The sequence below is a fragment of the Aureimonas sp. AU12 genome (genome assembly GCF_001463705.1).
Classification (GTDB): domain Bacteria; phylum Pseudomonadota; class Alphaproteobacteria; order Rhizobiales; family Rhizobiaceae; genus Aureimonas.
Genome location: NZ_BBWH01000037.1, coordinates 1 through 10,039, shown reverse-complemented (window position 1 = coordinate 10,039; position 10,039 = coordinate 1). Strand labels below are relative to the sequence as shown.

Genomic DNA, 10,039 nt, shown 5'->3' with positions numbered 1-10,039 from the left:
GCGGCTGGACCGACCGGGTTCTGATGCGCGTCACCGACATCTTCCTCGCCTTTCCCCGCCTCATCCTGGCGCTCGCCTTCGTCGCGGCGCTCGGGCCGGGGATCGAGAACGCCATCCTCGCCATCGCGCTGACGGCCTGGCCGCCCTATGCCCGCGTCGCGCGCGCCGAGACCCTGACGGTGCGGCGTTCCGACTACATCGCCGCCGCGCGCCTGCAGGGGGCGGGCACGCCGCGCATCATCATCGGCCACATCATGCCGATGTGCCTCTCCTCGGTGATCGTTCGCATAACGCTCGACATGGCCGGCATCATCCTGACGGCCGCGGGTCTCGGCTTCCTCGGGCTCGGCGCCCAGCCACCGCTCGCCGAATGGGGCGCGATGATCTCCTCGGGCCGGCAGTATCTCCTCACCCACTGGTGGGTCGCCACCATTCCCGGCATCGCCATCCTCCTCGTCAGCCTCGGCTTCAACCTTCTGGGCGACGCGCTGCGCGACATCCTCGATCCCCGAAGCGCGAAGCGATGAGCGCGGGCAAGGAGACGACGCGCGAAGCCATGAGTGCCGACGAGACGCTGCTCGACGTCCAGAACCTTCGCGTCGGTTTCGACACGCGGCGCGGGCTGGTCGAGGCCGTGCGCGGCGTCTCCTTCACCGTGGGACGCGAGCGGGTGGCGATCGTCGGCGAGTCCGGGTCCGGCAAGTCGATGACGGGCCGCGCGATCCTGCGACTCGTGCGCCCGCCCGGTCATGTCGCCGCCGACCGGCTGGCCTTTCGCGGCACCGATCTGACGGGCCTGTCGGAGCGCGAGATGCGCGCCGTGCGCGGCCGGCGCATCGCGATGGTGATGCAGGACCCGAAATATTCGCTCAACCCGGTGATGCGCATCGATCGCCAGCTCGGCGAGGCGCTGCGCGCGCACGGCCGCATCTCCTCGGCGGAGGCCAGGCGCCGCATGGTTGCGATGCTGGAGGACGTGCAGATCCGCGATCCCGAGCGGGTGCTGCGCGCCTATCCGCACGAGCTGTCGGGCGGCATGGGCCAGCGCGTGATGATCGCGATGATGCTGATCCCCGAGCCCGAGCTTCTCATCGCCGACGAGCCGACGTCGGCGCTCGACGTCACCGTGCAGCTCGAGATCCTGCGGATCCTCGACGATCTCGTGCGCGGGCGCGGCATGGGCCTGCTCTTCATCAGCCACGACCTGCGCCTCGTCTCGACCTTCTGCGACCGGGTTCTCGTCATGTACAAGGGCCGCATCGTCGAGGAGATCGAAGCCGTGAACCTCGCCCAGGCTAGGCACCCCTACACGCAAGGGCTGCTCGCCTGCCTGCCGCGCATCGGCGGCGGTCATGCGCCGCTGTCCGTCCTCGACCGCAAGCCGGAATGGGCAGAGGCATGAGCGTCCCGCGCATCGAAGTCCGCGATCTCGGCGTCGTCCTCGGCGAGGGCCGGGGCCGGGTCGAGGCGGTGAAGGGCGTCTCCTTCACGGTCGCGCCCGGCGCCTCGTTCGGGCTGGTCGGCGAATCGGGATCGGGCAAGTCCACCATCCTGCGCGCCATCTGCGGCCTCGCCCCGATCTCATCGGGCGAGGTGCTGATCGACGGCGTGCGACTGGAAGGACCGCGCGACAAGGCGTTCGCGGCCCGCGTCCAGATGGTGTTCCAGGATCCCTACGGCTCGCTCCATCCGCGCCACACGATCGACCGCATCCTCGCCGAGCCCCTGGCGATCCATGGGCTCAAGGACCGCGACGCGCGCATCCTGAAGGCGCTCACCGATGTCGGGCTCGATCCCGCCTTCCGCTTCCGCCTGCCGCACCAGCTTTCGGGCGGCCAGCGCCAGCGCATCGCGATTGCCCGCGCGCTCATCCTCGAGCCCGCGATCCTCCTTCTCGACGAGCCGACCTCGGCGCTCGACGCCTCGATCCAGGCCGAGGTGCTGAACCTTCTGGCGCGGCTGCGGCGCGAGCGCCAGCTGACCTATCTCTTCGTCAGCCACGATCTCGCGGTGGTCGATCACATGTGCGACCGCCTGCTGGTGATGCGCGCGGGCGAGGCGGTGGAGGAACTGGAGGAGGGGCGTCTGGCCCTGCGCGACGTGCGGTCGGCCTACGCGCGCGACCTGATGACCGCCAGCGAGGGTTTCGTGCGGCCGGGCGCCCGCTGACGGATTGCCAGCATCGGACCGCGATCGACCGTTAAGCCTGATGCGATGTTTTGATGGGGGCGGCGCGTGCTGTCGCCCCGTTGAAACATGGCGGAAACGAGGCGTTGCTAGAAAGGGGCGTCATTCCAACAGGGAGCTCCTTCCGTGCGTGTCGAGACCGCCGTCTCCGTCTTCGTCAACCTCACCGCGCTGGCCATGTTGGCCGCGGTCGCCACCGTCGGGGTGAAGCTCTTCTTCCCCTGAGCCGGGCTCCGCCGGCCCGCCGCGCGAGGCTTCGCGGCGGGTCCGGTCCGGTTCTCAGGGCGGGCCATGCCCGCCCCCCGCATCAGTTGAGGCGCGCGCCCCTTACTGGCTCGAAGAGATGCAGCCGGTGGGCCGGCAGCGCCAGCGGCACCGTCTCGCCCGCCTTGATCGAGCTGAGCCCCGCCACGAACGCCTTCATCGAGACGCCGCCGAGATCGGCATGAATGATCGTGCCGACGCCGGTCGGCTCGACGAGTTCCACCGGGCATTCGACGCCCGACCCGCGCGCCGCCTCGCCGATCAGCACGTGCTCGGGGCGGATGCCGATCGTCAGGTCCGTGTCGGGCGCCGCCGCCACGCCGCCGGGCAGCGGGATGCGGCGCTTTTCGCCGAGATCCAACCAGGCGTCGTCGCCGGTCCGATGGATCCGACCGGTGAAGAAGTTCATCGCGGGCGAGCCGATGAAGCCGGCGACGAAGCGGTTGACCGGGCGCTCGTAGAGATCGAGCGGCGTGCCGATCTGCTGGATCGCGCCGCCCTCCATCGCCACGATCCGGTCGGCCAGCGTCATCGCCTCGATCTGGTCGTGCGTCACGTAGATCGAGGTGGCGCCGAGCCGGGCATGCAGCTTCTTGATCTCGGCACGCATCTGCTCGCGAAGGCGCGCATCGAGGTTGGACAGCGGCTCGTCGAAGAGAAAGGCCTGGGGATTGCGTACGATGGCGCGGCCCATGGCGACGCGCTGTCGCTGGCCGCCCGACAGCGCCTTCGGTCGGCGCTCCATGAGCGCGGTCAGGCCGAGCGTCGCGGCAGCGCCCGAGACGGCGGCGGCGATCGTCTCCTTGGCGGTCTTTCGCAGCTTCAGCGCGTAGCTCATGTTGGCGGCGACGCTCATGTGCGGATAGAGCGCGTAGGACTGGAACACCATGGCGAGGTTCCGATCCTTCGGCGCCATCTCGTTGACGCGCACCCCGGCGATGGCGATCTCGCCGTCGGTCACCTCCTCGAGCCCCGCGATCATCCGCAGGAGGGTGGACTTGCCGCAGCCCGACGGCCCGACGAGCACCACGAACTCGCCGGAGCGGATCTGCAGGTCGACGGACTGGAGGACGGTGATCGGGCCGTAGCTCTTGCCCACGGCGCGGATGTCGATAGTGGCCATGAGATGGGATCCCTCAGCCCTTCACCGCGCCGGCCGTGAGGCCCTGCACGAGGAAGCGCTGGATCAGGAGGAAGAAGAGGACGGCGGGGATGAGCGCGAGGACGCCGGCGGCCATCATCTGCCCGAAATCGACGCCGAACTTGGAGACGAAGGAGAGGAGCCCGACCGGGAAGGTCGAGGCGTCGACCTTCGAGATCAGCATCAGCGCGAAGAGAAGCTCGCTCCACGCGGCGGTGAAGACGAAGCCGAGCGTCGCGGCCATGCCCGGCAGCGTCAGCGGCACGATGATCTGGCGGAAGGCGGTGAAGCGGCTGGCGCCGTCGATCATCGCGGCCTCTTCCAGGTCCTTCGGAATGCCGTCGAAGAAGGACTGCATGAGGAAGATCGCGAAGGGCACGTTGAAGGCGGTGTAGACGATCACGAGGCCGGTCAGCGAGTTGGTGAGGCCGAGCGGCGCCAGCATCTTGAAGATCGGCGCGATCAGCATCACCAGCGGGAACATCTGCGTCACGAGCAGCAGCCCGACGATCCACAGCTTGCCGCGGAACTGGAAGCGCGAGAACGCATAGCCGCCGAAAGCCGCAATGACGGTGACGATCGCGGCGGTGGAGAGCGAGACGATCAGGCTGTTCTTGAAGAAGAGCGGGAAGTTCGAGGCCTTCAGGACGAAGGCGAAATGCTCGAAGCTGATCCGCGAGGGCCACATCCGCACCCCCTCGGAATACATCAGGTCGTTCGGCGTCAGCGACACCTTGAGCAGCCAGAACAGCGGAAACAGCGCGAAGACGATGAAGGCGAGGATCGCGGCGCGGTGCGCGATGGTGGAGACGAGGCGATGGCGCATGGCGGGTCAGCCCTTTCGCAGGAGCATCTGGCGCAGGCTGACGAGTGCGAGCGAATAGAGAAGGAGCAGCGCCAGAAGAACGAGCGAGATCGCCGAGGCGTAGCCGAAGTCGAGCTTCCGGAAGGCGGTGGTGAAGATGTAGCTCGCCACGATCTGCGTGCGGTCGGCCGGGCCCCCGCCCGTCATCACCACGATGAGATCGGCGAAATTGGCCACCCAGACCGTGCGCAGCAGCACGGTGATCGCCATGGTCGGCGCCAGGAAGGGCAGGGTGATCGACCAGAACTGCTGCACCCCGTTGGCACCGTCGATCGAGGCGGCCTCGTAAAGATCCTTGGGGATGGATTGCAGCGCGGCCAGCATGGTGATGGCGAAGAAGGGAATCCCCCACCAGACGTTGGCGACGATCGGCCCCCACATCGCAGTGTCGGGATCGGCGAGGATGTTGGTGGGCGCGTCCATCAGGCCGAGCGCGAAGAGCCAGTGCGGGATCGGCCCCACCACCGGATTGAACATCCAGGCCCAGTTGAGCCCCGAGAGGAAGGTCGGCACGGCCCAGGGCAGGAAGACGAGCGCCTGCGCGATGCCGCGGCCGGGAAACGGGCGGTTGAGGAGAAGCGCCAGGATCAGCCCCAGCGTGAACTGCAGGAAGACCGAGGACGCCGTCCAGAACACGGTGTTCTTGAGGGCGGTCGCGAAGTTGCGATCCGACATCAGCGCCTGGAAGTGCTTGAGACCGACGAAGCCGCCGCTGAACGGATTGAGCAGGCGCATGTCGCGGAAGGCGTAGGAGACGCCGATCGCCAGCGGCACGAGCATGACGGCGAGGATGAGGATCAGCGCCGGCGCCGAATAGAGATAGGGCTCGGCGTTGCGGGCGAGCCGCTGCATCGGCGAACGCCGGTCGCGCGGCGGCGAGGCGAGGGTGGCGGCGGTCGTGGTCACGGCGTTCTTCCCGTCGAGAGCCCCGGCGGTCCGGGAGGGGCGATGCGGCGGACGAGCCGCCGCATCGCGGGACTTGGGTGTCACTGCGCGGCGAGGAACTTCTGCTGCGCCGCGGTCAGGTAGTCCGCCCATTCCTTGCCCATCTCCTCGGCCGTGATCTCGCCGAGCAGCGCGCGCTGCGAGGAGGTCGGCACGAGGCTGTCCTTGAAGAAGGCGAACTCCTCGAGATAGCTCGGCAGCGGGGTCGGGACGGTGTTGGCGTCCTTCAGCTCGTCGAACCAGCCCTTGAACTTGTCGGTGGCGTAGAACGGGTCCTTCTCGGCCGATTTGAGTGCCGGCAACGCGCCGGTGCGCTTGTTCCAGGCGACGTTGCCCTCGGTGCCTTCCAGCGCCTCGATCAGCTTCCAGGACATGTCCTTGTGCTCGGAGGCCGCGAACATCGACCAGCCGGCATAGCCGATCACCGGATAGGCCTTGCCGGACGAGCCCTTGGGTAGCGGCACGACGCCGTAATCCTCGGGCTTCATGCGCTCGTCGATGGCGATGAGCGCGTCCGGGTCCTGGTTGAGCATGGCGCAGGTGCCGGAATAGAAGCCCGCCACCGTCTCGTTGAAGCCCCAGGAGATCGAGTCCTTCGGGGCGAGGCCGTTCTTGTAATAGTCGATGAAGAACTTGAGGCCGGCGATCTTCTCGGGCGTCGCGAAGGTCGAGGTGCCGTCGGCGGTGAAGAAGGCGTTGTCGCCCGACACGGCATTGGCGAAGACGGTCCAGTCGTTCAGGCCGCCGCGCGCGCCGCGCAGGCAGTAGCCGTACTTGCCGGGCAGCGCCGAGACCTTCTTGGAGGCCTCCATGAATTCCTCGATCGTCGTCGGCGGACCGGCGACGCCGGCTTCGGCGAACAGCTTCTTGTTGTAGAACATGGCGCCGAGATAGAAACCGTAGGGCAGCATGTAGGCGGTCTTGCCGTCGACCTGGCGGCCGAACTCGAGCGCCCGCTCGTTGAGATCGCTCGCGCCCTGCCACTTGGCGAGATAGGGCTCCAGGCTCTCGAGCGCGCCGTTCTTGGCATAGAGCGCCACCCAGGTGTCGGGCATCTCCATCACGTCCGGCGTCTCGCCGGCCGAGACCATCGTGGCGAACTTCTCGAAGGCTTCGCCCCAGGGCAGCGAGGTGATCTCGACGGTGACGCCGGGATTGGCGGCTTCGAACTTGGCGACGATCTCCTTCAGCGTCTCGGTGCGCGCCGGCGAGGTGATCACCTCGGTCAGCTTCAGGGTCGTCTGCGCCATCGCCGTGCCCGACAGGAGCAGGGTGGCGAGCGATGCGGTGATCAGAGATTTCATCATGCCGGGTGACCTCATGTCAGGGGATGGAAACGTTCAGGCGATGGCCGCTTGGATGGCGGTTTCGAGATCGGCCTTCAGGGCGTTCGCGCCTTCGAGGCCGACATGCAGGCGGATGGAGCGCGGATGGATGCCGAAGGCATGGCCGGAATTGGGGCCCTGGTTCTGCGACAGCACGACCTGTCCGGGCACGCAGAGGCTCTCATGGCCACCCCAGGAAACGCCGAGCTGGAACAGCGCCAGCGTGTCGGCGAAGCGGGGCACGTCGACCCCGTCCTTGAAGGTGAAGGAGAACAGCCCGGACGTGCCGGTGAGCCCGGCCGGCAGGGCGTTGAGAAGGCCGGGATGCTGCACCGAGTCCACCGCGTCCTGCGCCTGAAGCCAGTGCGCGACATCGAGCGCGTCGGCCTCGTGCGCCTTCATGCGCAGCGGCAGGGTGCGGAGACCGCGGATGAGCAGCCAGGCATCGAAGGGCGAGAGCTTAGCCCCGAGATAGGGATAGGTCTGCGCGCGGATCTCGCGGATATGGGCCTTCGAGCCCGCCACGACGCCCGCCACGACGTCGGAGTGGCCGCCGAGATATTTCGAGGCCGAATGGATGACGAGATCGACGCCGAGCGCGATCGGGTTCTGGAAGATCGGCGTCGCCCAGGAATTGTCGATGACGGTGAGGACGCCCTCGGCCTTGGCCAATGCGGCGAGCGCGCCGACATCGTGCGCGTCCATGATCCAGCTCGTCGGGCTCTCCATGTAGAAGAGCTTGGCGCCCGGCAGGGCTTTGGCGACGGCGTCCTCGTCGTGGCCGTCGACATACTCGACCTCGATCCGCATCCGCCGCAGCAGCGTTTCGAACAGGCGGTAGGCGTCGGGGTAGACGTGGCGCACCGCGACGATCCGGTCGCCCGGTTCGACGAAGGCCAGCACGGTCGAGGAGATGGCCGCCATGCCGCTGGCAAAGCCCATCGCGTCCTCGGCGCCTTCCAGCGCCGCGAGCTTGTCCTCGAAGATGCGAACGGTGGGGTTGAGGCCGCGCGTGTAGGTCGGGCGGGTCTTCAGGCCCTTATACGTTTCTTCCATCTCGCTGTACGACCCGAAGGTGAAGAGCGAGGTCTGCACGATCGGCGGCACCACCGCCTCGTAGGGGTTGCGCTCGTCATGGGCGAGGGCGAGCGACTGGCGCTCGGCCGCGGTGAGGGCGGTCATGTCGACATGTCCTTGATGTCTTCCTCGACGATGGCGAGGATGGAAAGCGTCTTCTCCCGCGCGCCCTCGGCGTCGCCTGCGGCGATGGCGTCGAAGAGCTGGCGGTGGAAGGGGAAGGACCGGGCCGCGAAGTCCGGCCGGTCGAAAGGCTTGGCGAAGAAGCTCTCGAAGGCGCCGCGCATCTGCTCGAGAAGCTGGCCGAAGAGCGGGTTGCCGGTGGCCTCATAGATCGAGAGATGAAAGTCGAGATCGGCGGCGCCCGCCGTGCCCTCAGCGTGATGCACGGCCTCCATCCGGTCGAGCTTGACGCGCATGCGCTCGATGTCGCCCGGCTTGGCGCGGCGCGCGGCGAGCATGCTCGCCTCCACTTCCAGCCCGCGCCGCACGTCGAGCGTCTGCAGCAGCCGGTCACGCAGCAGACCTGTGTCGAAGGAGAGCGGCATGTGCACGGTTGAGGAGGAGATCGGGCGCAGGAGATAGGAGCCGCTGCCCTTGCGCGTCTCGACCATGCCGAGCGCCTGGAGCTGGCGGATCGCCTCGCGGATCGTCGAGCGGCCGACGGCGAGCGCCTGCATCATCTCGCGTTCGGCCGGCAGACGATCGCCGGGCTTCAGGTCGGACCGGCCGACGAAGGCACCGAGCGCGACGAGCACGTCGCGCATGCGGTCCACCGGCGGCAGCCTGTCCAATCCGTCCAACAATCACGCGTCCCCTGCCTCGATAATTGGTCTGACATCTCGCAGCTTCGTTACAAGTCGTCAATCCTTGGGCATGGCGCGATATTGTGCAGTGCGGCAGGTCACCCTGCTCTTCGGTCAGGTCGGCAGGAGGAAAACGCAGAGCGTCTGAAACAATCGATCGAGGGCGCACGATCGTTAGCGGCGTGCATGGGGGACAGCGCCCGGCAGCTCTCCTGCTGCCTGGCGCGGCAAACCGCCGGGGGTGGCGTCAGCGGGGATCGAGACCCGCAGCCTTCGCAAAACCCTTCAGCGAGCGATGGCCGAGGGACTGGTATTCGAAGGGATCGCGCACCGCCGAATCCTGCTCGGCCTCGATCACCAGCCAGCCGTCGTAGCCGTGCTCGGCGGCGATCCGCAGCACCGGCTCGAAGTCGACCGCACCCTCCTGATCGCCCGGCACGGTGAAGACGCCGCGCCGGACGCCTTCGAGAAAGGAGAGGGTCTCCGCCTTCACCTCGGCCGCGATCGCGGGCCGCACGTTCTTGCAGTGGATATGACGCACGCGGTCCATGTAGCGGCGCGCCACCTCGGCCGGGTCGGAGCCGCCGAACCAGGCATGGCCGGTGTCGAGGAGCAGCTTCGTCGCCGGTCCCGTATGGGCCATCAGCAGGTCGATCTCTTCGCCGGTCTGCACGATCGTGCCCATGTGATGGTGGTAGACGAGATCGATGCCCTGGCCCGCGCAGAAGGCGGCGAGCGCCTCCAGCTTGGCGCCGAACGCCGCGAAGGCCTCGGGCGCCAGCACCGGCCGGTCGCGCAGCACCGCCTTGGTGTCGTCGCCATGCACCGTGTTGGAGCATTCGCAGACGATGCAGACCGTCGAGCCGTTGTGCTTGAGAAGGTCGAGATGGGGCTGGATCGCCTGTTGCTCTGTCTCGATGTCGTTGACGAGAAGGTTGGTCGAGTGCCAGCCGGAGACGAAGACGAGGCCGTATTCGGCGAGCTTGGCGCGCAACGCCTCCGGCTCGGAGGGCATCAGGTGGCCCTTCTCGATGCCGTCGAAGCCGATGCGCCGGCAGTCGGACAGGCAGTCGTCGAGGGTCAGGTGACCGCCGATCGACCAGTCGTCGTCGTTCGTCCAGGCGATCGGGTTGGTTCCGTAGCGGATCATCGGGTCGGGCTTTCGTCGGGGCAGCGGATCGGAAGGGAAGGGGAAGCGGGCCTTTGAGCATCGTGCGCGACATGCGACGCATTCTGCCGGGTTCTTTCGGCCCGATGCCTTCGGCCTTCGCCTACGGTCGTAGCGCCACTACGACCTTGTCGAACGCCTCGACCTCGAACCGAAATCCCACCGGCATCACCGCATCCCATATCACGCACGATGCTCAGTCGAGCCGCTGGTCGCGGCGGGCGGTCTCGTAGCCCGCGCGCGCCCGGCGCACCTCGGGGC

10 protein-coding genes are annotated in these 10,039 nt (G+C 67.6%); 3 read left to right on the top strand and 7 right to left on the bottom strand.

All coding sequences use genetic code 11. The features are described 5' to 3' along the window. From AUL33_RS15260 to AUL33_RS15250, 3 genes are all read left to right on the top strand, one after another. On the top strand, nt 1–527 hold a 527-nt coding region (locus AUL33_RS15260; protein WP_156419436.1), incomplete at its 5' end, for an ABC transporter permease. Continuing rightward, nucleotides 524–1,402 (top strand): ABC transporter ATP-binding protein, encoded by an 879-nt coding sequence (locus tag AUL33_RS15255; protein WP_374754439.1) that lies wholly within the window; start codon nt 524–526, stop codon nt 1,400–1,402. The genes AUL33_RS15260 and AUL33_RS15255, both read left to right, overlap by 4 nt. After that, the gene (locus tag AUL33_RS15250) at nt 1,399–2,169 is read left to right on the top strand and encodes an ABC transporter ATP-binding protein (protein WP_062209935.1); all 771 of its coding nucleotides are present in this window, start codon (nt 1,399–1,401) and stop codon (nt 2,167–2,169) included. The genes AUL33_RS15255 and AUL33_RS15250 overlap by 4 nt, the downstream gene beginning before the upstream one ends. Nucleotides 2,170–2,494: 325 nt before the next feature. Here the strand turns inward: AUL33_RS15250 and AUL33_RS15245 are convergent, their stop codons facing one another. The 7 genes from AUL33_RS15245 to iolE all read right to left on the bottom strand — a co-directional run bounded on the left by AUL33_RS15245 (nt 2,495) and on the right by iolE (nt 9,760). After that, entirely contained in the window at nt 2,495–3,574 is a 1,080-nt protein-coding gene (locus AUL33_RS15245; RefSeq protein ID WP_062209933.1) for an ABC transporter ATP-binding protein, read from the bottom strand. Between the two features lie 13 nt (nt 3,575–3,587). Next, nucleotides 3,588–4,418 carry a carbohydrate ABC transporter permease gene (locus tag AUL33_RS15240; protein ID WP_062209931.1) on the bottom strand — a complete coding sequence of 277 codons (831 nt, stop codon included), beginning with the start codon at nt 4,416–4,418 and terminating at the stop codon, nt 3,588–3,590. A gap of 6 nt (nt 4,419–4,424) precedes the next feature. Further along, nucleotides 4,425–5,309 carry a carbohydrate ABC transporter permease gene (locus AUL33_RS15235; protein ID WP_374754440.1) on the bottom strand — a complete coding sequence of 295 codons (885 nt, stop codon included), beginning with the start codon at nt 5,307–5,309 and terminating at the stop codon, nt 4,425–4,427. Nucleotides 5,310–5,443: 134 nt separating this feature from the next. Beyond that, a complete protein-coding gene (locus tag AUL33_RS15230) occupies nt 5,444–6,706 on the bottom strand; it encodes a sugar ABC transporter substrate-binding protein (RefSeq protein ID WP_062209939.1) in 1,263 nt (420 codons plus the stop codon). A gap of 36 nt (nt 6,707–6,742) precedes the next feature. Then, complete coding sequence (locus tag AUL33_RS15225) at nt 6,743–7,909, bottom strand: PLP-dependent transferase (protein ID WP_062209925.1); 1,167 nt, start codon at nt 7,907–7,909, stop codon at nt 6,743–6,745. Next, on the bottom strand, nt 7,906–8,571 hold the full coding sequence (locus tag AUL33_RS15220) for a FadR/GntR family transcriptional regulator (RefSeq protein ID WP_062209937.1): 666 nt from the start codon (nt 8,569–8,571) through the stop codon (nt 7,906–7,908). Before AUL33_RS15220 ends, AUL33_RS15225 begins: the two co-directional genes overlap by 4 nt. Nucleotides 8,572–8,857: 286 nt before the next feature. Next, nucleotides 8,858–9,760: a myo-inosose-2 dehydratase gene (gene iolE, locus AUL33_RS15215; RefSeq protein WP_062209922.1), complete on the bottom strand. Its 903-nt coding sequence runs from the start codon at nt 9,758–9,760 to the stop codon at nt 8,858–8,860. Nucleotides 9,761–10,039 lie beyond the last annotated feature (279 nt).